We start from the raw sequence: 23,390 nt of genomic DNA, 5'->3' as shown, positions 1-23,390 counted from the left end.
TCTACCGCTCCTCTAATCCCGCTGCTCGTATTTCTTCATCAGCTTTGCGACGAGTAAATCGGTCGCCTCATCGTCAGCAAGAATTTGATCCAACATCTCCCGGTATTCCCGCTGCCGCAGTGCCGTATCTTCTCCGTAGTCATCATAGGAATCACCGGATAGGTCCACACCGAAATCGGATTCGTCGCTGTCATCCTGCACTGTCTCCTGCTGTGCCGTCGGCATGTGCAGATCCGCTGGAAAGTCCGCATTGAACTCCTCCAGGAATTCCTCCGCGCTGGCCTCGGCGTCGGAACGAGACACTCCCCTATCAACCTCAGACTGAATGCGACGCTGCAGCGCCTTTTCCATCTGACGGTGACGCCAGCTGCGGAGGCGTGCGGGCTCGAAACGTCGACCAACCTCGCGACTCTTGCCCTCTGCTCGACGTGCGAGGACCGCAATCTGCGCCGCGGTGTCGTTCAGTGGCGCCCACTCCGAGTGTGCCGACACTCGCCAATTACCCCAGTACCCCAGCAGCGAAAGCAGGATGCTGACGATAGGACCAATGACCATGGACACGGCCATAAACCCCAAATGGTGGCCTCCGATGACAATGACCGCGCAAGCCACGGCCGGGATGACCGTGGGCTGGTTGCCGCCGAAAACAGCGGGTACTCGCCCGGTCACAATGTCGCGGATCATGGAACCACCAGTGGCGGTGAAAACGCCCATCATGATGCACGGCAGAATGGGCAGACCATAAGTGACGCCTTTGACCGTTCCCGTAGCTGCCCAGAGTCCCGAGACCACAGCGTCACCGTGGACCTGAACGTATTCCCAGGTCTTTCCTTTGAAATAGAAAAATCGCGCAATGAGCGCACCAGTAAACGCCAGAATTAGATACTCCGGCTGGCTCATTGCGGCGACGGTGCCCTGGTTAATCAGAACATCGCGAATCATGCCGCCACCCAGTGCGGAGAACAACGCAATAAAGAAGAACCCGATGATGTCGTAGCCTCGTTGCCGGGCGATGGTGCCACCGATGATGCCCATGAGCAGGACACCACTGACATCGGACCACCGGTACATCGACTCGATGAGCGGATCTACTTCTGCGACGTTCATGATGTTCAAGCTTAGACGCTGCTATTTTTCAAGCATCAACGAAAGGTCGGGATACCCATGCAAAACGCTGACACCTTTGCTTCAGCACGCCCCAGCAGCAGGCTCATGCGCGGCATCGCAACTGCTTCCCGCGCACACGATGGGCACTACCGAAAGGGCTCTGGCGTTCCCTATATCAGCCATCCGATGTCAGTGATGTTGATTGCGGCGAGCGTGACTAACGACGAAGACGTGCTGTTGGCAGCCCTCTTCCACGACATTTTGGAAGACGTGCCGGAAAACTACTCACGTGCCGAGATGGAAGATGAGTTCGGGCCTCGCGTGGCCACGATCGTCGAGGGCGTCACCAAGAATTCTTCCTTGCCCTCCTGGCAGGAGCGTGCCGATGCCTACCTGGAGCAACTTTCTCGTGGCAGCGCGGAGTCAATCATCGTGGCCGCCGCGGATAAGTTCCACAATCTCAGCCAAACTCTGGAGGATTTAGACCGCGAAGGCCACTCCCTGTGGCGACGCTTTCGGTCAACTCCGAGCCAGCAACTGTGGTGGTACACAAGCGTCCGCAACGTGATTGCCGAACGACTGCCCGACTTGCCTTTGCTAGCGGACCTGGGCGTTCTTATTGAGCGCCTCGATTCCTGGGTACAAGAGGCGTAACCTGCGATTCAGCAATTAAACCGACAATAAATCCGCGAATACGCAACAGGAGAATAATCGTGACTTCCGTTAATACTTCATCCACGTCCGAACTGCCCACCACCACCACTCAGCAGTGGGTTTTAGCTTCTCGTCCGTCTGGCCTGCCAACTGACGAGAATTTCCGCCTCGAGACCGTCGATTTGCCAGAGCTTAACGACGGCGACATTTTGGTAGCCAACTCGGTCGCTACCGTCGATCCATACATGCGCGGCCGCATGAACGACACCAAGTCGTACATCCCACCATTCCAGCTCGACCAGCCAATGACTGGCGGTGCTGTAGGCACCGTCCTTGCGTCCAAGTCGGATAGGTTCCAGGTTGGCGACGCTGTCCGCCACTCTTACGGCTGGCAGACCAATGCTGTTATCGCCGATTCCGAGGCAACGCCGGTTGACCTCAACGTTGCACCGGCTGCTGCCTACCTGGGCATCCTTGGTCTTACTGGTCTTACTGCTTACGTTGGTCTGACGGCTGTCGGAGAGATGAAGGAAGGCGACGTCGTCTTTATCTCTGGCGCTGCTGGTGCGGTCGGCTCGGCTGCTGGTCAGTTCGCCAAGCAGATGGGCGCATCCCGCGTCATTGGCTCCGCCGGCTCGGACGAGAAGGTTAAGCGCCTGCTCGAACTCGGCTTTGATGCCGCTTTTAACTACAACGACGGCCCGGTTGCAGAGCAGCTAGCAAAGGCAGCTCCGGAGGGCATTGACTTCTACTTCGACAACGTTGGTGGAGACCACCTGGAGGCAGCCATCGGCGCGATGCGCACCTTTGGCCGTGTCGCTATGTGTGGCGCAATCTCCCAGTACAACAACACCGGAGCTCCGACCGGACCACGCAACCTAGCTCTGGCCATTGGCAAGTGCATTACGTTGCGCGGCTTCGTATTGGGCAAGTACCTGCACCTGGCAGGTGAATTCCAGGAGCGAATGGCTCCGCTGGTCGTCAGCGGTAAGGTCGCTTACGATGTCACCACTCGCCACGGTATCGAGAACATGCCAGCTGCATTCCTCGAGCTGTTTAGCGGAGGCAACACCGGCAAGATGGTCGTAGAGTTCTAACGAACTAAAGAACTGCCCTGCGCGGAGCCGAGACTTCCTTCAGCCTGCTGGACATAGCGACACCAACCAGTCCCATCAGCGCCAGGAAGATTAGAGCCGCCGCAGGGCCGAAGCTAGCGATAACACCCGACAGCGCACCGACGATGAGCAGGACAACACCCATGATGGTGTTGGCCGCTCCGACGTACTCGGTGCGCTTGTCGCCTTCTGCCATGTCAACAACATAGGTCGAACGAGCCACACGAACACCGGCGTGGACGACCGACATTGCGAAGAAACCGAGTGGGAAAATCCAGGCATTGGCGCTGGTGGAAAGCCAGTGCGCACTTGCGACCAGCAGGAAAAGCACGATCGAGCCGACGAGCGAAGAGTAGGTCAGGACCTTCTTTGAGGATTTATCCGACCAGATTCCGGCGACTTTTCCACCAATCAGAGAAGCGAAACCCGCAGCGAGCATGAAGATGCCGACGTTTGCGTTCACTCCCCCGCCGCTACCGTCTGAAGCTTCCAGATCAGCACCCACCTGCGCACTCAAGGTCACGATGAACGACGTAGATAGTGCTGTGACCAGCAACAAGCTACGGACAATCACGAAGTCACGGAAGTTCTTATCCTCCGCAAATAGCCGCCAGGTGTCCTGCCACCAGGTTTTATTCGGCTCTTCCTTGTCATCTTCATTGGTGGGCTCGACAATTCCGCGGAAAATCAAAACCGCTGCCACCCATGACAGAGCTGCAGCAAAGATGAGCCCCGCCACGATCGGTTTGGTGACGTTATCGCGGATGATCCACAACACCGCACCAACAATAATTGCGGCGACACCGCCCAACATCGCAGCTCGGCCGCTGATCTGCCCGCGCTGCCCCTTCGGAATCGTGCGTCCCTGAACATCCTTGGAGGCCATCGAGCACAGCGCTCGTGCCGTCGCAAAGCCTGCAAGCGCGACGATGATAGCGATGCCAAGCGCGGTGCCTTCCAGGAACAACGCCGCCAGACCAATCAGCGCTGCCGCGACCGCTTGCCCCAACGCCCCGGCAATCCAGACGGTGGTGCGGCGAGACCGAGATTTCACCCACGGTGTCAGCGCTGCCTGCGGAAGCATCGAGCCGGACTCACGCACTGGCACAAGCATGGCGATGAAGAAGCCCGGCGCCCCAGCCGAATGCAGCAGCCATGGCAACAGCGTCTTTGCCGCAACGATTTGATCGCCAATATTCTGCAGGCCGTGCGCCCAAACGTAGCGCTTGGCGTTGGCGCTGGCGTGTTTTTGCACCGCCTCTGGGTTTTCCCCTGCGAGTTTGGCAGCTTCCGAGCTATCAGTCATACCTTTTAAGCTACCTGCCTGTAGCAACGGCGCTACCGCACGTGGCTGTCTGCCCAGGCCAGTCAAAGACCGAATCGCGCTTGTCCCCTCAGCCACTACACTCGCGGGAAGAACATCTAACAGCTTCAACGAAAGTAGAAATATGCCCGCTGACCTTTATCGGCGTCTCTCCAACCTCGATGGCAAGAGCTACGGTGCATACAAATCTTTGCGTGGCTCCCACGACCTGCCGGATCTGGACGCGACGCTGTTTATCGACAAGGTCCAATCCGACCCCTATGCCCCGGCATCACGGGCACGCGTCCATATTCCGCTGTCCGTACTGGACTATCGCGGCGCCTCCCGGTCACAGCCCGGCAGGTTCAGCACGGCGGAGCTCGATTTGCTGAACCGCCGTCTCGTGCGCGCTTTGAAGAAGTATGGTCGCGGGCTATTCATTGATTCTCCAGGTCAGCAGGTCTTGCGCCGAGCAGCTGTCGCTGAGCTCCGTGCGGATGCGCACGACGTCGATAAGCATGGCGATGCCCTACAGATCAGCCTAGAAATCCAACTGCCCGCCCGCGGCCGACGCATTCTCGGGCGTGAGGCGGCGCGCTTGATCTGTGAGGATCTGTTTGACGCGCTTGACGACGCCATCGTGAACGCACCCATCGATGCGCTCGAGGCAGCCGCGGAATTGGAGTATGACCAGCTCTTTTTGCGCCGTGCAGTGGCGGACGCGGACCTGATTGGGTTTGTGGCAGACAGTGCGGTGTTGCCTCGTCAGGCGGGCAATAGCCAGCTTCCGAAGCCCGGCGCGACTGCGTTTACCTCGCCGGAATCGCTGCAGCACAGTTTTCAGCTGCCGTCGGGCAAAACCGTGCACGGCATGGGTATTCCGCGGGGCGTGACGTTGATTGTTGGTGGCGGTTATCACGGCAAGTCCACGTTGTTGTCTTCCCTGGTCACGGGTGTTTATAACCATGTCGCTGGCGATGGCCGCGAGTTTGTAGTCGCCGACGAGACTGCGGTTGCGCTGCGTGCCGAGGACGGCCGAGCCATCACTGGTGTGGATATCTCGCCGTTTATCAACGGCCTTCCCTCCGGTGATGACACGACCCGGTTTTCCACGGCGAACGCATCGGGGTCGACGTCCCAAGCTGCTGGTCTGATGGAGGCGCTGGGTTCCGGTGCGCGAGTGCTGCTCATCGATGAGGACACTTCCGCGACCAACTTCATGATTCGCGATGAGCGCATGCGCCGCCTCATCCCCGATGACCGGGAGCCGATTACTCCACTGGTCGCACGGGTCCGCGAGCTCTGGGAAAACCACGGAATCTCCACGGTCATCGTCGCTGGTGGTTCTGGTGCATTCATCGATGTCGCGGACACCGTGATTGCTATGGATGCGTACACGCCTTACGACGTCACCAAGCGCGCCCGTGAGCTCCGCGAATCGGCTACTCCGGCCGAGCCTTCGCCTGCTTTTGCGCAGATCGGTGAGCGTTTTCTGCAGGCTGACTTCCCCGCCGGCGAGAGCCGCGGACGTGGCGGTCACGGTGGCCGTGGTGGACACGGTGGTCGCGGTGGTCGCGGTGGTCGCGGTGGTCGTGGCCGAGGCTCGAAACCACCTAAGCCACCGCGTGCGCGTGGTCTCGAGCTGATTCAGGTGGGCAAGGACAATCTTGACTTGCGTGCTGTCGGCCAATTGATGGATTCCTCCCAAACAGAAGCCATTGCCCGAATTCTGGGGGCCGTCGTCAAGCAGCTCGATGGGCGTACTGACCTCACCGAGCTGATCCAGCGCGAATACGACAACTTTTGTCATTCGCTCTTCGATGCGACAGCTGCGTCCACCAACTCTGGTCATCTCGCGGAACCGCGTTTCCAGGAGGTTGCGGCGGCAATCAACAGGCTTCGGCTCTTGCGGTAGCGGCTCGAAGGTTCGTGGACCAGCCCCGCCCCTGCGGCTGCCGCGGCTAACTTCCTCAATTGATTTCGGCGTCAGGGCTTGACCTTGACGCGACGTCAAACAGAAAGATGATTCCCGTGAGCAACAACGACAACGAGTACACCATCGGTGAAACGGCCGAACTCCTGGGCGTTACCACGCGCACGCTGCGACATTGGGACGCCATCGGACTACTCAGCCCGCAGTATCGCACGTGGTCCGACTACCGCCTCTACACCGACGAGGACATCGACACCGCGCTGGAGATTCTGGTCTACCGCGCCGCTGGTGTGCCGTTGAAGACTATCGAGGAGTTCATCCACGGCGATTCCTCCCCGAGAAGTCGAAAAGATCGTTTGCTCGCACAGCGAACTGTTCTCACCGAAAAGATCGCTGACCTGCACCACATGGTGCAGTCTTTGGACAAACTGATTGAGGAAGGACACACGATGGAAGCAAAGACGAAGGCAGAGCTTTTGGGCCGTGACTGGCAGAAACTCGAAGCCGAAGCTGAGGAGCGCTGGGGCGACACTACTGAGTGGGAGCAGTCTCAGCAGGCTCAGGAAAAGATGAAGGACAGCGACTGGGCTGCTCTTGAGGCAGAGGCTAAGGATTTTGCCGATGCGCTTGCCGACGCCGCCGAGCGCCACGTCGAGCCAGGCTCCACCGAGGCGGCCGAGCTAGTTGACCGTCACTTAGCCACTATTACCCGCTTCTACGAGGCTGGCCGAGAAAAGCAGATTCTGCTGGCTCGCATGTACGTCGCTGATTCCCGGTTTGATCGGTACTACCGCGGCAATGCTGGCTACCTGCTGGAGCTGATTGAAGCTCAGGCTCGTAAGGAAGGCATTGACCCGGCTACTGCCGAGTGGCGGTAAATACAGGGAAGCAGCCGTTCAGCCCGGTCTTCCCATCCGGGACTGAATCGGCATAGAATTGCTTCATGAAATTCATCGAAGCCGCAGACTTCACCGCTGATCACCCGTGGGGCGCACTGGATGTGGTCACTATGACTGGAGCCACAAGCGTCCGGCTCCACTGGAGCGATCAGCCATACAAGTGGCACATCAATGATGGCGAAGAGGTCTTTGTGGTTGTCGACGGAGCCGTCGATATGCACTACCGCGATGCGGGACAGGAACGCGTACGCACATTAACGCCTGGCACTATCTGTTTCGCAGAAGCCGGCGACGAACATGTCGCGCACCCGCAAGGCGAGGCGCGCATGCTTGTCATTGAAAAAGAAGGCTCAGTCTAGCCCACAGCAACAGCAGCCGACAGTGCACACTTCGGCATCCCCATAACTCCGTCATACCCCAGACTCGGGAAGGAATTAACCATGAAATTCTCTCGCTCTATCGCCGCTGTCGCCATCGGTGCCGCTACTGTGCTGGGCGCTGTTGCTGCCTCTCCAGCTGTCGCACAGGCTATTGGTTGCCCCTTTGCACCAGTGCACAAGTATGAAGAACACCGTTTCTCCGGTTCTTCGACTTCAGCAGATGCTTTCAAGGTTTGGTTTAACGGTGGCGTCTACATTGAACCAATCGTCGAAACGCTGGATTTGGTTGAGCTTCAGGTTAACGACACCCAGGTCGCTCAGGCTGGCGACATCATCTACAAGGATGAAAACGGCAACTTCTGGGTGAAGTAGCCTACGCAGGAACAACAGGGCTCAATTACAGGTCTAACCCCATGGCAGATTAACCTCATCTGAATAGGGCTATAGCGCTTAGCGTTGTGGAGTCACTGGTACTCTGTCTCGCACCTTTTGCAATTTCTGCCACGAGCCCTCGTTTTCAGGAGTGTTCCACCATGGAAATCATCATCGTCGATTCTGAGGCCGAAATCGCGAGCATCGCTTCGGACTACCTCGCTCACTACGCCAACAAAGGTGGAAACCTCGGTGTAGCAACAGGATCGACCCCGCTTGCGACGTATCGGGAACTGATTCGTCGCCATCGGGCTGGTGAAGTCACCTTCAAAGACTGCAGTTTCTTCGCACTCGACGAGTACGTGGGCCTGCCGATCGAGCATGAGCAGAGCTACTACCACGTGATTCACAATGAGTTTTCCGATCACGTGGATGTTGACCCGGCGAGGGTCCATATTCCCGATGGCCTCGCGGACGATATCGGCGCGGCCTGCGAGGATTACGAGCGAAAGATTATCGAGGCCGGCGGCATTGACATTCAGTTGCTGGGCATCGGCACCAATGGGCATGTTGGTTTTAACGAGCCCGCCAGCTCTTTTGGCTCTCTGACTCGCATTAAGACGCTGCACCCGCAGACCGTGCTGGATAACGCCCGGTTCTTCGACTCTGCAGAAGACGTGCCGTACCACGTGGTCACCCAAGGGCTTGGCACCATTTCACGTGCGGGGCACCTCCTGCTGCTGGCCACCGGCACCGCAAAGGCGCACGCTATTGCCGCCTCCATCGAGGGCCCACTGAGCGCTTCCATGCCGGCTTCCGTGTTGCAGCTGCACCCGCGAGCCACGGTTGTGATTGACCAAGCTGCAGCCAGTGAGCTGAAGAACAAGGAATACTACGAGTTCACCTACGCTCATAAGCCGCAGTGGCAGAAGGATATGTGGAAGTAGGCCCCGGCCCTCCCCGGCCCCTTCCCAACCTTCGCTCCCCCCGGACTAGCCAGCGCTAGTCGTCATCATCCATCTCTAGCTCGGGGTCTTCGGCACGCGCCTGCTCGTAAACTTCCTTCGCGGCCGTCAGGTTGATGACGCCGATGACAAGTCCCACGACGATGTCCGGCCATGCGCTGAACCAGAAAATGGTGACCACTCCGGCGGCGAGAATGAGCAGGTTCGCCAGGACGTCGTTACGCGCCGCCAACCATGCGCCCCGCATAAGCGCACTGTCGGCCTTGCGCAGGTTCATCAGCAAAATCGCGCAAACCAGGTTGATAACCATCGCGATAATCGCCGTCACCGACAGTGTTAGCGGCTCTGGCGGCTCACCGCTGATCATCTTCCAGATGGCAGTGCCGAACGCCGCGATTGCCGGAATCAGGATCAATCCGGCGAGGCCGAAGCTCGCTTTACGACGGCTCGCCAGCGACCAACCCAATGCGGTGAGAACCAGCAGGTTGATGAGGAAATCTTCAAGAAAGTCCGCAGCGTCAGCAAACAGGGCTGCGGAGCCAATAATCGAGGCGACAATTAATTCAACGAAGAATCCGAGAAGATTCAAGCCCGCTACCCACGCGACAATTTTGCGGGCGCGGTGATCCAAAGTCGATGAGGTAAACACGGGGGATATCGTAACGCCCGCCGCGAGTACCATCGAAACCTATGACCTCCGCACAGAAATTCCACTCAGAGATGAAGGTTCCCGGCGGCAAATTGGTTGTCGCCGACTGCGAGACCACAGGCGACACTATTTCGTCGATAAGCATTTCGGGCGACTTTTTCCTCGAACCCGATGAAGCCTACGACATCATTAATGACGCGCTCCTCGGTGCACCTGCCGAGGACAATACAGAGCGCCTGCAGGCTCGCCTCGATGCGGCGCTGAAGGATTTTGAGGATCAGTCTGGCCGCGAGGTGCGACTGCACGGTTTTGATACCCACATCATTGCGCAAGTCGTTCGACGTGCACTGACACAGGCCGTCGACTTCACTGATTTGGAGTGGGAGGTTTTGCAGCCGGGTGTCCTGCCGACGGTGATGAATGTTGCGCTCGACGAGGTCCTTCTTGATCAAGTCAATTCCGGGCAGCGCGGACCGACTCTGCGTTTCTGGGATTGGGATGATCGTGCCACTGTGATCGGTTCATATCAGTCTTATGTCAACGAACTCGAGCCCGAGGGTGTAGAGAAGCACGATGTGCAAGTGGTGCGTCGTCTCTCCGGCGGTGGCGCGATGTTCATGGAGGGCGGCAACTGCGTCACCTACTCGATCTATGTACCAGAGAAGCTGGTCGCTGGTCTTAGCTACGTCGAATCCTATGAATTCCTCGACCGCTGGGTCATCGCTGCACTTGCGCAGCTCGGGGTCAATGCGTGGTATGTCCCCATCAATGACATCACCTCCGATGGCGGCAAGATTGGTGGTGCCGCACAGAAGCGCCGTGGCTCAACAGTGCTTCACCACGTCACCATGAGTTATGACATCGACGCTGACAAAATGATGGAAGTCCTGCGCATTGGCAAGGCCAAGATTGCCGATAAGGGCCTGCGCAGCGCGAAGAAGCGCGTCGATCCGCTCCGTCGCCAGACCGGTGCCAGCCGCGCGGAAGTCATTGACACGATGAAGCAGACATTCATCAACCGCTACGGTGCCGCCGAGGCATCGCTTTCCGATGAGGACTTCGCTGCGGCGCAGCATCTTATTGACGCCAAATACGGCACGGAGGGCTGGACTCACCGAGTCCCCTAATGCCCACGCCAACTATCTAAATGAAGAAAATCTTCGGGAAAGAGAGTTAACTGGATAAAAAGTAAACCAAGGAGACTCGGCGTGGACGACGAGAAGAAACGGCGTCAAGTGGAAAGAAATCTGACGATACGTCCACTCATTAGTGAGTGCGTCGCCGAATATTAGCTCTCCATGCCCACCAGTTTCTCCGCCAACTCCGCAACATCGTTTGGGTGATACTGCGCGGGCCGGTTTCGCTTCGGCGAGCAGGAATCAATGACATCCCGCCACCGCTGCGGAATGCCGGAGGCCCCAAAGACGCCACCGAGAAAAGCACCAACAATGGCCGCGTTAGTGTCGGTGTCGCCGCCACGGCCAATGACTCGGACCAGAGAGTCCTCAAAGGTCGTGGTTTTGTCTTCTACCCGGCGCAGTTCTTCATGCAGTGCCCACAGCGCAAAGCGCAGCCATCCCTGATGCACCGAGAAATCCGGCTCCCCGCTATCCACCACGGCACCGCTGGCCTGCCACTCGGTTTCCCACTGCGCGCGCTGGGAAGCCAGCCACTCCATCAGCGCACTCACGCCAATGCCGCGGCGCGGCTGGTGGAGGCCGCCGCTGATGACGTCGGCAAGCGCGGATGCGTAACGTGAATTGGCCTCTATGCACACTGGGTGCGGGTGCGTGATGGCGGCGTCCTTGCGTGCGAGTTCGCCAGCGCGTGCGGGATTGCGCCAGTATGCGACGGCCAGCGGTGAGATGCGCATGAGCGCGCCGTTGGCCTGGGAGTTCGGGTTCGGTGCGTGTCGTAACAGCGCCGCCGTGGTGGCCTCTCCGATGTCGAAAGCGTCGGAGTTTGCCCAGCGCACATAGGACTCGCGGACATCGGCGGCATCGTAGCCTTCGCAGCGCACCAGTGAGCGTGCCAGCGCCAGCGCCATTTCGGAGTCATCAGTGGGCTGGCCGGCGGCGATGTTGTGGGTGCCGCCATCGGCAAGTTCACAGACACCGTGTGGGTAGCGCTGTGCAATCTCCTCGGCACTACAAAACTCCACTAGCGCGCCGAGGTTATCGCCGATGACCTGGCCATAGAGCACGCCGCGGGCACGGTCGACTACGCGGGCGAAAGCATCGGAATTGTGATTCACAGGCACCTCTTACAGAGCTTGACGGCGTTGGCGGCTTGAATGGCATCGGCGAATTCACCGAGACACCTGTACAACGCCGCTACAATCCCCGCGAGAGGTTCCAGCGCAGAACCGCAGGTCGGTCATGGTAGCGACCGAGCACGGACAGGGATGCGGTATTCAATGGGAAGGACTGGCCAAGTGCAATGGGCAGTTCCAACCAGGCTGTGGTGAGCGCACGCAGCGAGTGACCGTGGGCGAACAGAATCGCCTTGTCTTCGCCCGATTCACGCACCCTTTTCACCACTCGCTCAACTCGCTCACGGACTTCCTCCGCGGTTTCGCCATTGGGCACACCGTGAGTCCAAATCTGCCAATCGGGAACGGTCTTTTGCACTTCCTTCGAGGTAATCCCCTCGTAGTCGCCATAGAACCATTCCGCGAGATCCTCTTCGACCTCGAAGTCGTGGAACCCCGCCAATCGAGCGGTCTCCTGGGCGCGCTGACGGGGTGATGCCAGCACTAGCCCAAAGTCCTTCGGATCCAGCCAGCCGTTGAGGGCCTTGGCTTCTTCCCGACCGTTGTCAGTCAGCGGAAGATCAGTTACCGATGTGTGCTGCCCAGTGCGCGACCACTCAGTTTCACCGTGCCGCACGAGATATAAATCAGTCATAGTTCCAGCTTAGGCTTATTTGAAAATGCTGTTAGCCGCGGTAACCCTGCTAGCCCATCACGGGGTCACGGACTTCCAAGCCATGCTCCGGGTCCTCACACACCGTTACCGCTCCCAACTCCTCAGACCTCGCCGCCGTCGGAGAGCTACAGGTCCAGTCCCCTACTTGAGCGGTCAGGGTGTTGCCACCGCCCTCAGTGTCCTTGATTGCGTCGTACCGATCCAACACATCCATGGCCTCAGCGCAGGTCATCTCACCCTTGACCACTTCCGCCAGACGATGGCCCTCCATGGCACCGCACATCATCGGCCCCTGAACAAGTGCATCCGTGCCCTGACTGTAGCCCCTCGCCGGCTCACTCCCCTGGGCCATGAGTTCCTCGGCGGAATCGAAAACCTTGCCGGAGGTGCGAATATTCTTGTCCTTGCCTTCGATGGTAAAGGCCGCGTTATCCGACTGGCACACCAGCTTGTTCGCATCCGTCTTCGCACACGCAGCGGTGCCGAAGCTCGTCCATTGGCCGTCGTCAAGCTCTTCCTGAGCCGGCGGTACCCCTTCGACGAGCGTGTACGCGGCACCTGAAGTATTCAGCATGATTGCGCCCGGCGACTGTGGTGGGAACGGCGGAACCTCCACGTCGGGAATCGACGAATCAGCCTTACCGATGCACGTCACCGCGCCGTCTGAGTAGAAACACTCGCTCTTTTTCCCGTCTAGCGTGACGTAGAACGCCTTGATTCCGTTCTGGCTAAACCGCTGAACGTCAATTTTCTGGTAGGCGCTTTCATCAAATCCGATGCTGTCGACGCTTGTCCCCTTCGTCGGCGACGGCATCTTCGGATTATCGCCCTCGCTTGCCGACGTCGATTGCGACTGTACCTCACTCTGATCATTGTTGCTTTGTGATGCGGCGGCATCTTCGGAATCTGAAGATGAGCAGCCGACGAGAGTTCCGAGCATGACAACAGCAAGGCCCGCGGTCATCCGAAACATCGCACTGCGACTGGATCGAATAGGACTCGCGGGCATCTGGTTTTGGGTGACTGACATGAAATCAGCTTATCGCCGAACGAATCGGCTGGCTTGTTGTTTGCCGTATTTAACGGATGCGACTAAGACCGCTGCTTAAGCGTCTCCACTGCACGGTCGGCGAGCTCCTCGCCAGCACCGTCGTAGAGGTAGACGGCCATGTCGGCACCAACGTTGAGAAGCTGATCCTTAAACCTCTGCACCTTAGTGGTGGTAGCAACCACGGCTTCGGTGTCCTGCTTACGGATGTTCTGAATCATCGCGTAGGTCTCAGCGTGCTCAGACAGCGCCAACACGTACAGCGCTGGTTTCTTCTCCAGCTCGATGTGGTGCCAGAGCTCTGGGTCTGTCACATCGCCTGGGATGACCTGGTAGCCCTGCTCGCGCAGCTCTTCGATGCGATCCTCGTCGAAATCAACACCGAAGACGTTCATGCCGTACTCGTTGACCAACCTGCCGTAGACACCAACGCCGACTCGCCCCATACCCATGATGAGAGCATCGGCGCTATCAATAATGACCTTTGCCTCTTCTGGCACCAGGCGGTCCTCTGGGGTTTCTGGGACGAACTTCTGCAGGAAGCTGACAATCTTGTCTTCGTGCGGGGCCATCAGCGAGCTGGCAATGAAGCTACCCGCCACGGCGACTGCCATAATCGAGGTCCATTCTTCCGGCAGAATGTCCTGTTGCGTCGCCGCCGCCATCACAATTAGGCCGAACTCCGAGTAGTTACTCAACGTCAGCCCCGCCAGCGCACTCGTGCGCAGCGACAGTCCCATGCGCTTGAGAATCCAGATGAAGATAGTGGCCTTGAGCACCAGGAACAGCACCATAATCGCAGCGATGACGTAGCCGCCCGCGCTTGGCAGACCACCGAGACCAATCTCGATAAAGAACGCGACCAGCAGTAGCTCACGAATACTAATCAGTGCTTCCGACAGACGGTCAGAAATTGGGTGCGAAGACAGCAGAATACCGGCGACCAGGGACCCCAGCGAGCCAGAGAGCCCTGCCAGTTCGAAAGCCGAGTAAGAAGCCACTGCAATACCAATACCGGTGAGAACCAGCAGCTCAGTGCGGAACATGCGGTTGGGAAGCCGCGCCGCCAGCGGGCGAATGAAGAACAATAGTGGCAGCGCCAGCGCCCACAGCTCCGGGGTCTTACCCGACGATGCCACCAGCACGCCGACCGCAATGATGTCCTGCAGAATGAGTACACCAATCGCGATACGTCCGATGGCCGAAGCACCGCGGTTCTGCTCCTCCAAGTGGCTCATCACAAACACCGTCGACGAAAATGAAGTCGCGATGCCGATGTAAATTAGCGCGGTCACCGACAGTCCCGTGAGCTCACGCAGCGGCAAGAAACTGGCGACACCGAACAGCACGGCAAAAACTACCGTGTTTAAAAACGCGTGGCCAAGCCCCGAAAAGACCACTCGTGGCGCCACGATATCCTTCGGATTTAGCTTCAGACCGATTGTGAAGAGCAAGGTGGTAACACCAAGCTCGGCCAGCGAATCAATGAACGGGATTTCCTCAAGCCCCATTGCATGAACGGCAAAACCGGCCCCAAGGAAACCAATCAGCGGCGGCAGCCGAAGCAACGACGCACCGAGTCCGCCGATAATCGAAAACAGTATTGCTGTTAGGTATACGGATTCCACCCATCAAAGATATCAGCTGACACTACCGATTGATGCAGTGGCTAACCATTAACAGATTTTTAACACCAAACCGGGGTTAGCTTCTTGGGAGTTAGCGCCGGTACGGGACCTCGCCCAACGCAATCGGCTGCGGGTGCTCTGTAACCCACTCGATTGTCGCCTCCGTCAGCGCATCAATGTCCGCCTCACCAGCTTTGCGCTGCTTTACGACGGCCATGGCATCCTCGGCGGCCCCAACCGTCTCCAGCCAGAAGTCGATCATCTTGGCATAGTCTTCGTCCCAGTTGACGTAGCCCATCTCCAGCGCTTCGTACCCGAGCCGGCCCACGATGCGGATAACTTCGCCCTGCACAGTCGCGGCTGGGCCACCACCCGGCACCAGGTAGTTCCAGAGGTATCGGAACTGGCCGTTGATCGACTTGTCTGCGGGGACAATAATGTCGCTGTGGCCGTCGTGAGGCGTGATTTCCTGCGGGCGGTCAGCACCGATGCGCTCATATAGTCGATCCATGACTGGCTGGTACTTGTCGCGCTGCTTGTCTGACAGGCGGTTGTAGCGGCGACCGAACTTAGTGAACTCTTCGCGAGCTTCGTCGTCGATTTCCGAACCCGCGTCCAGGAGCACCTCGATACTCGCTAGGACTCGACTGAGGGAATCGATATCGGCGGTAGCGACGGCCTCTTTGAACGCTGTCCGGCCGTGACCGAGGCGGTTCTCGCGGTGAAGGTCAGCGCCATTTTCCAACAGCAACGCAATGGCCTTGGGCTGATGGCTCTTCGCTGCCTGGAATAGAGGCCAGTGTTTGCCAGCTTCGATGTCAGCACCGCATTCGAGCAGGACTTTCATCTTGTCGGTATCGCCCCGGCTTGCGTGCTCTGCCAGGGCGGTTTTACCGAAGCGGTTCTCGGTGTTGACGTCGATTCCCTGGTCGATTAGCCAGCGCATGAGCTCCGGCGGGGTGCCACGGAGCGCTAGTGCAGTGTCCTTGCTGTATCCGAAAACTGCGTTGAGTGCGCAAGCGTCATAGACGGCCTTCAGCGCATCCATGTCACCGGCTTCGAGCAGCTCTTCGAAGTCCTCGACCAGTTTCTTCCGCTTCCGTGGCATGCAGTTTCCCCTCTACTTACCGCCTTCATCAGTGGACAGCGCAGCCACGAATGCCTCCTGTGGCACCGAGACCGAACCGATGTTCTTCATGCGCTTCTTACCGGCCTTCTGCTTCTCCAGCAGCTTGCGCTTACGGGAAATGTCACCGCCGTAACACTTAGCAAGGACGTCCTTGCGCAGTGCACGGATGCTTTCGCGGGCGATAATCTTCGAACCGATTGCAGCCTGAACCGGGACCTCGAACTGCTGGCGAGGAATCAGCTCGCGCAGCTTCTTGGTCATCTTGTTGCCGTACCACTGGGCGTTGTCGCGGTGGACGATAGCGGAGAAAGCATCGACTGCTTCGCCCTGCAGGAGGATATCCACCTTGACCAGATCCGCAAGCTGCTCGCCGGCATCTTCGTAGTTCAGCGAGGCATACCCCCTGGTACGGGACTTCAGCATGTCGAAGAAGTCGAAGATAATCTCGCCCAGTGGCATCTTGTAGCGCAGCTCCACGCGGTCTTCCGACAGGTAGTCCATACCGCCCATCTCACCGCGCTTCTGCTGACACAGCTCCATGGTGGGGCCAACGAATTCACTCGGCACAACGATGGTGCACTTGACCATCGGCTCGTAAATTTCGCGGAGCTTGCCCTCCGGCCAGTCACTCGGATTGTGAACAGTGACCTCGGTGCCGTCCTCAATGACAACGCGGTAGACAACGTTCGGAGCCGTCGAAATCAAATCCAGGTCGAACTCGCGCTCGAGGCGGGCACGGGTAATCTCCATGTGCAGCAAGCCCAAGAAGCCCCCGCGGAAACCGAATCCGAGGGCCACCGAAGTCTCAGGTTCGAATGTCAACGAAGCGTCGTTAAGCTGTAGCTTTTCCAACGCATCACGCAGGTCAGGATAGTCCTGCTGAGAGATTGGGAACAGACCGGAGTAGACCATCGGCTTTGGCTCTGCGTAGCCTTCCAGCGGCTCCTCCGCCGGCGTGGAGTTCAGCGTGACGGTGTCACCGACCTTGGACTGACGGACGTCCTTCACACCGGTGATGAGGTAACCGACCTCGCCGACGCCGAGGCCCTTACACTTCTTCGGCTGCGGCGAGACGATGCCGATTTCCAACAGCTCGTGCTTAGTTCCGGTGGACATCATCTGAATGACTTCACGCGGCTTGAGCTGCCCATCAACAACACGGATGTACGTGACCACACCACGGTAGGTGTCGTAGACCGAGTCAAAAATCAGCGCACGAGCAGGTGCCTCCGGATCGCCGACCGGTGCCGGGACGAGCTCACAGACTCGGTCGAGCATTTCCGCAACGCCCTCACCGGTCTTGCCCGATACACGCATGACATCCTCCGGCTCACAGCCGATGATGTGCGCGATTTCCTCCGCGTACTTATCCGGATCCGCGGCCGGCAGGTCAATCTTGTTCAGAACCGGAATGATCTCCAGGTCGTTTTCCATGGCCAGGTACAGGTTGGCCAGCGTCTGCGCTTCGATGCCCTGAGCAGCGTCGACAAGCAGGATCGCGCCTTCACACGCCTCTAGCGCACGCGAGACTTCGTAGGTGAAGTCAACGTGACCAGGCGTATCAATCAGATGCAGGACAATCTCTTCGCCCGCGTGCTCGCCGGTGCGCGGAACCCACGGCAGGCGCACGTTCTGAGCCTTAATGGTGATGCCGCGCTCGCGCTCAATATCCATGTTGTCGAGGTACTGATCGCGCATATCGCGTGCTTCAACAACGCCCGAGAGCTGCAGAATTCGGTCCGCCAGGGTGGACTTACCGTGGTCAATGTGCGCAATAATGCAGAAATTTCGAATCCGTGAGGGGTCCGTAAAAGTCTGCTCCGCAAAATTCTTGGTCACGTTGGGTCTACTCCGAAAAATAAAGACGTTATGGGCATTGGGGCGCGGCGTTGGCCGACCCATATGCGCCGGCCTCGAAAACCGACCAGCCGGGCTTAAATACAATCACGCACAATCTTACCTATCGATTCCCTCCGCACTAAACCTCTAGACTTAGATTCCATGAGCTCCACTTCGTCCACCGATCAAAATGAACGCGAAAGCTGGCCACGCCGCCTGCGTAATCGCATCAGCGCGCGTCTTTTCGCCGGTACCGAGTGGTTCCGTGGCCCCGACACACTCGATGAGGCGCTGTTAAAGCTCAACATGCAGCTAGGCCTCGCCCAGGACACCTCGCTTTCCGACGAGTCCAAGGAGGCCCTACTTCGACTGCGAGATTCGGTGACCATCGCGCGCCCAACCGCGGAGCTGGCCCGCACAATCGTCTACAGCCCCGACATGGATGGCCAGGCCGACCCCGGCGAAGTGGTGTGGATTCCGCTGCAGCTCGAAGGTGAAAATGCCGCTTTGCGTGAGCGCGCTGTGGTCGTGGTTGGTCGCCACGACCAGTATCTTCTGGGCATGCTGATTTCCACACGCACCGAGCACAGTGAGCACCCGGAGTGGCTGTTTATCGGTAGTGGGTTCTGGAATGAAGACCCCAAGCCATCGTGGGTTCGCATGGACCGTATCTTGCTCATTCCAGAATCGGGTATTCGCCGCGCAGGTGCGATGATGCCCCGTAGGCGCTTTGAGCTCATCGCCGCCCGACTTCGCGGGGATTACGGCTGGAATTAGGCAGTAGCTGGAGTTAGGCAGCGCTGTTTGCTAGAATTCTGCAAGTTGTTTACCGTTGCGTTCCTTTGCGGCGAGCGCGGGCAGGACCTTGGGTTCGCGTTTTCATCGTCGTATAAGCGCAGTGCGTGGCTTCGATTATGCTGGTTAATTAGTTTGACCAGCAGGGGTTGGAGCCAAAATTTGCACTGTGATCAGGACTTTTCTTGGTGGCGGGCGGTAACAATTCCAACTACTACGGATACAAGAGGTATTCACGATGGCAAACATCAAGTCCCAGATCAAGCGCAACAAGACCAACGAGAAGGCTCGCCTGCGTAACCAGGCTATCCGCTCCGCAGTCCGCACTGAGATCCGCAAGTTCCAGGCTGCTGTTGAGGCTGGCGACAAGGCTGCTGCTGAGGCTCAGCTGCGCGTTGCTTCCCGCAAGCTGGACAAGGCTGTCACCAAGGGCGTCTTCCACCGCAACACTGCGGCTAACAAGAAGTCCGGTATGGCTAAGGCTTTCAACAAGCTGGAGGGCTAATTCCCTTTTGGCGCTGTGCCGTTCTTGTGGCGCTTGTGCCGTGAAATTAACCGCTTCCTGCTATTTTCCGATTTCATTTCGGATGTGGCGGGAGGCGGTTTTTATTATTTAACCCCAACGCGAGTTAGTGGCTGCGTTTATGGCTGGCGGCGGTGGGGCGATGCGAGTTACTGACTACGTTTATGACAAAAATGGCCTGAAAAATGGCTTGAAAGTGTCATAAACTCACACAGTTTCACATTTGCAGCCCGGAAATTTTAACGCCTATGGGACGAATGGGCCAGCTCCGCGATACGAAGCACCGACTGTTCCAGCGATAGTTCCGGCGTCGATGAGGCTCCCTTGGTGTCTGCATCCAGCTGTGCCGCGACAACCACAGCGCGAGCAACCGCCGGGGTTGACCAGGCAGATGCCAACCGCTGAGTTTTCTCCAACTTCCACGGCGGCATGCCATAGCGGTGGGCATCTCTACGCGCATTGACACCACGTGCACCGTGGAGCCGAGCTACATCACCAACCATTCCCGTGATTGCAGCCGACAGCAGTGCCGGTGCCATGCCCAGCTGCAAGGCACGGCGCATCTTGGCCAACGCTTCCCCACCCCGGCCGCGCAGTGCGAGCTCGGCAATCTCAAAGCCCGAAACCTCCGCCGAAGCACCGTAGTAGGTGCGCACTGCTTCCGAGGTGACCTTGCCCGCGGTATCCGCACACAGCTGGGAAATGGCGGTGGCCAGCTCGCGGAGGTCTGAACCGACCGCATCCAGGACGGTATCGATGACGTCGCGACGCACCTTAACCCCGTGTGAGGCGAACTCTTCGCCAACAAAACCGGGCAAGTCGTTTCGCTTGAGCGGTTGAGCTTCGAAAAAGCGGACCCCCAACTTGCGCAGGTCAGCGACCATCTTTTTCTGACGCCCCTCACCGCTGTGAAGGAGAATCAACGTGATGCCCGGCGCGGGATCCTTAACCGAATCCATCAACAGCTTGGCAGGCTCTTTGCCGGCGTCTTGGCAGTCGGTGACAACCACGATCCGGTCATCTCCAAACAACGAAGGGCTGAAGAGCTCCACGGCATCGACAGTGGTCATGTCCCCTGCGCGGATGGTGGTCACAGGCACCGAGCGTCCACCCGGATCGGACTCCGTTGCTGCCTGCGCGCGGACGGCAGCGACAATGGCGAGGCGGGCGCGGTCTTTCAGCAGCTCCTCTTTGCCCACAATCAAATTCACGGGTGCGACGGCGCTCAATCCCGACCTCTTTTCCGCGTTAATTCCTGCGACTGTTGTTTCTAGCCTACGGGACAGCCCGGATTTCACCTTCCTCGCCAGACTTCACCATTGGAATACAGGGCTTGCGGCCCATCTCGCTGCGGGCACACCACAGGAATCTGCTCGGGTGTCATTACGGTTTCTCGCACGCGCGGACCACACTCGCGAGCGATAAACCACTGGGGTGAGCGGCCTGATTGGGACGGTTGGCCGCTCACGGATTCAGCGATGTACGACGGGGACTCCACCGCCACGGTTTCTGTCGTGGGGTTATTGGTGGTGTCATCGAGCACCTGGACGTACCCCGCCTCTTCCTCGGTGAGTCCGAGTGCAATTCGGCACTGCCGGCTGAGCGAGGTCGGTGCAGGGTAACCAACCGATGCCACATGGTTGGCGGGTTCTCCGACAGCCTCCGCGTGAATGAGAACAACCTGGTTCTTCTCCGCACAGGCCGCAACCTTCCACCCCTGTGGGGCACGCGCAATGTCCAGCCCGAACACCCAAATAACCGCGTAACTACAGACGGCAAGTACCACTGCGAAGCAACCAGCGCGGAGCGCAAGACGGGGCCACGCCCAGAGCGCCGTCAAGCATGCGAACGTGAGCGTGCAGGAGATGACCAACGTGACCGTCCCAGTGGCGGGCGCGACGATTCCCGCAGCGAGGCGTGCGACCTGATGAATCCACCATGCGCACGGCGCGGCGCACCAGAGCAGCGCACTGACCAGCCAATTGAGATGCAGTGCGGCGGCAACGGCAGCGAGCGAACCAGCGATAGTAACCGGTGCGACGGCGGGCGCGGCGAGGAGATTGGCGAGCAGTGAGACGTGACTAATTTCGCCGATAAGGAGCGCCAACACGGGCATGGTGACCACGTGTGCGGCAATCGATACGGCGACGGCGCGGACTACTGGGGCGGGCCAGGTACCCATAACGGTGGTGGCAGACAGGCGTCTGGCAAGGGGCTCGGCAAGAAGGACTAGCCCGGCGGTGGCTGCGACCGAGAGGGCGAAGCCCACTGATACCGATAGGTCTGGTGCCAGGAGAATCAACCCGATAATGCCAGCCGATAGCGCCGCGATGGCTTGGCCAGCTCGTCCTACGAGAATCGCCAACAGCCCAATGCAGCCGGTGACCACTGCGCGTAGCACCGACGGTTCGGTGCCCACAATTGCTACAAAGACATACAAAGCAAATCCGGCGACTGCGACGCGCACCCGCGGTCCAGCCCACGAAAACACGGCTACAACAGCCCCGACAACAAGCGCAACGTTCGCTCCAGAGACCGCTGATAGATGCGAAAGCCCAGAAGCAGTCATCATGTCGCCGTCGGTGAGGCTAAAGCCGCGCTCGTCGCCGATGGCCATGGCGGGAATGAGACGGTCGGGACCAACGGGGAGATTCTGCGCCGAGTCAAAGAGCTGCTGGCGCACCTGAGCCGCCAGCCCCTGCGGTGGCGCGATGACCTCAGCATCGCCGCGCAGATTCAGCTGGATACCACTAATGCAGGGCTTGCTGGCCACACGTATACCGGCTGTGGATTCAACTACGGTGTCTCTCGTGACCGCCAACAGTGACTCGTCGCCGAAAACCGACACCTGCCCCGGAAGACCCTCGATGCGGGCCTTCGCACTGGCCCCGAACTCGGTAGCTTTCGGCTCGGTGACGAGGCGCAATTGCACTTTCGCCATCCCACCAATGTCGTCATAGAGCCCGTGGGCTCGGGCTTGCGCTATGCGGATTCGCGTGGCCACCGCAACACTGGCCACCGCCACAGCTGGCACCCCGATAGTGGCGATCACTCGCCAGCCGGAGGTCACCGCACCTCTGCCCCATCGCCACGACCAACGCTGCCACGCCCACGGCAACACCACCGCAGTCACAATCGCGCACGGTGCCACAACTATCGCCCATTCTGGGCGCATGATCACTGCCACCGCAGTCGCCCACGCCAACACCGCTGCTGGCACTAGCCGCACATCGAGCCCAGCACGAGCGCGCAGGTCAGACGGTGGCGGCATCGCGCAGAGCCTCTACCTTCGCCGGGCCGATTCCCGGAACCTCCTCAAGTGCGTCGATACTCGCAAAAGGCCCGTTCTTTTCACGAAAGTCAATGATTTTGGTCGCTGTTGCGGGTCCAATCCCGGGCAATTCCTCCAGCTGCGTAGCAGTGGCGGTGTTGATGTTGATCTTTCCGTCAGAGTCACCCGGGCCAGCCCCGCCTGCAGCACCGCCGCCAGAACCGCCAGAAACATCGGAACCGCCCTCCGCCGTTCCTGCTGGCAGCGCCTCTGTCCCGACCACAATCTGTTGACCATCAACCAACGGTGCCGCCAGGTTCACGCTGGCAGGATTAGCCTCCGGCAAAAGCCCACCCGCACGCTCAATTGCCTCCACCACCCGCGCACCCACTGGCACCTCCACCACGCCTGGATTCACAACCAATCCCACCACCGACACAATCAACGGCCCCATCTGTGCCTGAGCGTTAGTCTCCTTTCCCGCACCGGCTGGCGTCTCCGCTGGGGTTTCGGTCGTCTCCGGTGTCGTCCCCGCGACAGCCGCGTCCTGCACCGCAGGCATCTCCACCTGCGGCGTCGACGGCCACACCACCGCAGCGATTACTCCCAAGGCCAACACCGCAATCACAAGGCACGCAGCCATCGCCACCCGCGGCGTCACCACCGCCCGGCGCGTGGAAAAGTCCACCGCCATGCGCTTGTCTTGATCAATCGGTTCCAGATAGTCCGCCAGCCGATTCCGCAAATTCGTCACGATGCGCACACTAGCGCCCCGCCCCACATGCCACCTCGACGAAAGCACTCATCGAGACGTCATCTGTGGATAAAAAATGACCTGCGGAGGTTATCCACA

At 59.0% G+C, this 23,390-nt stretch carries 22 protein-coding genes; 10 read left to right on the top strand and 12 right to left on the bottom strand.

What is annotated here, in order from left to right; translation table 11 throughout:
- Positions 1-12: 12 nt before the first annotated feature.
- Positions 13-1,107, bottom strand: coding sequence for a trimeric intracellular cation channel family protein (locus CRD20_RS08685; RefSeq protein WP_187405258.1), 1,095 nt, complete (start codon positions 1,105-1,107; stop codon positions 13-15).
- Between the two features lie 57 nt (positions 1,108-1,164).
- Here CRD20_RS08685 and CRD20_RS08680 point away from each other — a divergent pair, with 57 nt between their 5' ends.
- Entirely contained in the window at positions 1,165-1,761 is a 597-nt protein-coding gene (locus CRD20_RS08680) for an HD domain-containing protein (protein ID WP_187405257.1), read from the top strand.
- Positions 1,762-1,820: 59 nt separating this feature from the next.
- Entirely contained in the window at positions 1,821-2,858 is a 1,038-nt protein-coding gene (locus CRD20_RS08675; protein WP_187405256.1) for an NADP-dependent oxidoreductase, read from the top strand.
- Between the two features lie 4 nt (positions 2,859-2,862).
- On the opposite strand, the gene CRD20_RS08670 is transcribed toward CRD20_RS08675, so the two are convergent.
- Positions 2,863-4,182: an MFS transporter gene (locus tag CRD20_RS08670; protein WP_255468798.1), complete on the bottom strand. Its 1,320-nt coding sequence runs from the start codon at positions 4,180-4,182 to the stop codon at positions 2,863-2,865.
- A 142-nt stretch (positions 4,183-4,324) separates the two neighbouring features.
- On the opposite strand from CRD20_RS08670, the gene CRD20_RS08665 reads away from it, so the two are divergent.
- From CRD20_RS08665 to nagB, 5 genes are all read left to right on the top strand, one after another.
- Complete coding sequence (locus CRD20_RS08665; RefSeq protein WP_187405255.1) at positions 4,325-6,094, top strand: ABC-ATPase domain-containing protein; 1,770 nt, start codon at positions 4,325-4,327, stop codon at positions 6,092-6,094.
- A gap of 107 nt (positions 6,095-6,201) precedes the next feature.
- A complete protein-coding gene (locus CRD20_RS08660; protein WP_187405274.1) occupies positions 6,202-6,990 on the top strand; it encodes a MerR family transcriptional regulator in 789 nt (262 codons plus the stop codon).
- A gap of 65 nt (positions 6,991-7,055) precedes the next feature.
- Positions 7,056-7,370, top strand: a complete 315-nt coding sequence (locus CRD20_RS08655; protein ID WP_187405254.1) for a cupin — start codon at positions 7,056-7,058, stop codon at positions 7,368-7,370.
- A gap of 81 nt (positions 7,371-7,451) precedes the next feature.
- A complete protein-coding gene (locus tag CRD20_RS08650) occupies positions 7,452-7,763 on the top strand; it encodes a hypothetical protein (protein WP_070643708.1) in 312 nt (103 codons plus the stop codon).
- A 161-nt stretch (positions 7,764-7,924) separates the two neighbouring features.
- Positions 7,925-8,710, top strand: a complete 786-nt coding sequence (nagB, locus tag CRD20_RS08645) for a glucosamine-6-phosphate deaminase (protein WP_070429485.1) — start codon at positions 7,925-7,927, stop codon at positions 8,708-8,710.
- Between the two features lie 55 nt (positions 8,711-8,765).
- On the opposite strand, the gene CRD20_RS08640 is transcribed toward nagB, so the two are convergent.
- Entirely contained in the window at positions 8,766-9,410 is a 645-nt protein-coding gene (locus tag CRD20_RS08640) for a cation transporter (protein WP_070429486.1), read from the bottom strand.
- A gap of 8 nt (positions 9,411-9,418) precedes the next feature.
- Here CRD20_RS08640 and CRD20_RS08635 point away from each other — a divergent pair, with 8 nt between their 5' ends.
- Positions 9,419-10,504, top strand: a complete 1,086-nt coding sequence (locus tag CRD20_RS08635) for a biotin/lipoate A/B protein ligase family protein (RefSeq protein ID WP_187405253.1) — start codon at positions 9,419-9,421, stop codon at positions 10,502-10,504.
- 161 nt (positions 10,505-10,665) lie between these two features.
- On the opposite strand, the gene CRD20_RS08630 is transcribed toward CRD20_RS08635, so the two are convergent.
- The 6 genes from CRD20_RS08630 to lepA form a co-directional block, all read right to left on the bottom strand.
- Positions 10,666-11,631: an ADP-ribosylglycohydrolase family protein gene (locus CRD20_RS08630; protein ID WP_083276341.1), complete on the bottom strand. Its 966-nt coding sequence runs from the start codon at positions 11,629-11,631 to the stop codon at positions 10,666-10,668.
- Positions 11,632-11,710: 79 nt separating this feature from the next.
- Positions 11,711-12,283, bottom strand: a complete 573-nt coding sequence (locus CRD20_RS08625; RefSeq protein WP_005511515.1) for a histidine phosphatase family protein — start codon at positions 12,281-12,283, stop codon at positions 11,711-11,713.
- Between the two features lie 49 nt (positions 12,284-12,332).
- Positions 12,333-13,268, bottom strand: coding sequence for a hypothetical protein (locus tag CRD20_RS08620; protein WP_224786603.1), 936 nt, complete (start codon positions 13,266-13,268; stop codon positions 12,333-12,335).
- A 128-nt stretch (positions 13,269-13,396) separates the two neighbouring features.
- Positions 13,397-14,980: a cation:proton antiporter family protein gene (locus CRD20_RS08615; protein ID WP_070429489.1), complete on the bottom strand. Its 1,584-nt coding sequence runs from the start codon at positions 14,978-14,980 to the stop codon at positions 13,397-13,399.
- Between the two features lie 91 nt (positions 14,981-15,071).
- A complete protein-coding gene (locus tag CRD20_RS08610) occupies positions 15,072-16,088 on the bottom strand; it encodes an ankyrin repeat domain-containing protein (RefSeq protein WP_038628151.1) in 1,017 nt (338 codons plus the stop codon).
- Between the two features lie 12 nt (positions 16,089-16,100).
- Positions 16,101-17,948: a translation elongation factor 4 gene (gene lepA, locus CRD20_RS08605; protein ID WP_187405252.1), complete on the bottom strand. Its 1,848-nt coding sequence runs from the start codon at positions 17,946-17,948 to the stop codon at positions 16,101-16,103.
- Positions 17,949-18,110: 162 nt separating this feature from the next.
- On the opposite strand from lepA, the gene CRD20_RS08600 reads away from it, so the two are divergent.
- Positions 18,111-18,725, top strand: coding sequence for a type II toxin-antitoxin system PemK/MazF family toxin (locus tag CRD20_RS08600; RefSeq protein ID WP_070603350.1), 615 nt, complete (start codon positions 18,111-18,113; stop codon positions 18,723-18,725).
- Positions 18,726-18,981: 256 nt separating this feature from the next.
- Entirely contained in the window at positions 18,982-19,248 is a 267-nt protein-coding gene (gene rpsT, locus CRD20_RS08595) for a 30S ribosomal protein S20 (protein ID WP_016422323.1), read from the top strand.
- 257 nt (positions 19,249-19,505) lie between these two features.
- Here the strand turns inward: rpsT and holA are convergent, their stop codons facing one another.
- The 3 genes from holA to CRD20_RS08580 are packed head-to-tail and all read right to left on the bottom strand — an operon-like array spanning position 19,506 to position 23,291.
- Positions 19,506-20,564 (bottom strand): DNA polymerase III subunit delta, encoded by a 1,059-nt coding sequence (gene holA / locus CRD20_RS08590; RefSeq protein ID WP_005511539.1) that lies wholly within the window; start codon positions 20,562-20,564, stop codon positions 19,506-19,508.
- Positions 20,561-22,537, bottom strand: a complete 1,977-nt coding sequence (locus CRD20_RS08585; protein ID WP_187405251.1) for a ComEC/Rec2 family competence protein — start codon at positions 22,535-22,537, stop codon at positions 20,561-20,563. Before CRD20_RS08585 ends, holA begins: the two co-directional genes overlap by 4 nt.
- Positions 22,521-23,291 carry a helix-hairpin-helix domain-containing protein gene (locus tag CRD20_RS08580; RefSeq protein ID WP_370546157.1) on the bottom strand — a complete coding sequence of 257 codons (771 nt, stop codon included), beginning with the start codon at positions 23,289-23,291 and terminating at the stop codon, positions 22,521-22,523. The genes CRD20_RS08585 and CRD20_RS08580 overlap by 17 nt, the downstream gene beginning before the upstream one ends.
- Positions 23,292-23,390 lie beyond the last annotated feature (99 nt).

Source organism: Corynebacterium sp. LK33, from assembly GCF_014334955.1.
GTDB lineage: Bacteria > Actinomycetota > Actinomycetes > Mycobacteriales > Mycobacteriaceae > Corynebacterium > Corynebacterium jeikeium_D.
This window is presented reverse-complemented; position numbering and strand designations above follow the sequence as displayed.